This is a genomic window from Pseudomonas sp. SG-MS2 (assembly GCF_009933855.1).
Taxonomy (GTDB): Bacteria; Pseudomonadota; Gammaproteobacteria; order Pseudomonadales; family Pseudomonadaceae; genus Aquipseudomonas; species Aquipseudomonas putida_E.
This window is the reverse complement of the sequence record NZ_MOMO01000252.1, coordinates 289-870: the sequence shown is the minus strand read 5'-3', so window position 1 is coordinate 870 and position 582 is coordinate 289. Positions and strand designations below refer to the sequence as shown.

At 62.5% G+C, this 582-nt stretch carries 1 protein-coding gene; it reads right to left on the bottom strand.

Translation table 11 applies throughout. From position 1 onward, the window contains the following. A partial coding sequence (locus tag BLX42_RS23915; protein WP_256672094.1) for an IS256 family transposase occupies nucleotides 1–582 on the bottom strand: 582 nt, incomplete at both ends.

Below are 582 nucleotides of genomic sequence, written 5' to 3'. Positions count from 1 at the left end.
CGGCAGCGCTGCCAGGTCGCGTTGAATACCTTGGAAACAGCCGCCTTGAGCCCTTCGTGGGCGTCGGAGATGACAAGCTTCACGCCCCGCAAGCCACGTCGCATGAGGCTGCGCAGGAAGTCTGTCCAGAACGGCTCAGCCTCTGACGGCCCAACCCGCATGCCCAGGACTTCGCGGCCACCGTCGGTGTTCACGGCCACGGCGATTATTACGGCGACCGAGACGATGCGCCCGGCCTCCCGCACCTTGACGTAGGTGGCATCGATCCAGAGATAGGGCCAGTCGCCTTCAAGCGGGCGATCAAGGAAAGCGTGAACGCGCTCATCGATCTCACCCGCTAGCCGTGAAACCTGGCTTTTGGAGATACCGGTCATGCCCATGGCCTTGACCAGCTCGTCCACCGAACGCGTTGAAACGCCTTGGATGTAGGCTTCCTGGATCACCGCCGCCATGGCCTTCTCGGCGGTACGTCGGGGTTCGAGGAAGCCAGGAAAGTAGCTGCCTTGGCGCAGCTTCGGGATCTTCAGGTCAACGTCGCCGGCGCGGGTTTGCCAAAGGCGATCACGGTAGCCATTACGGCTA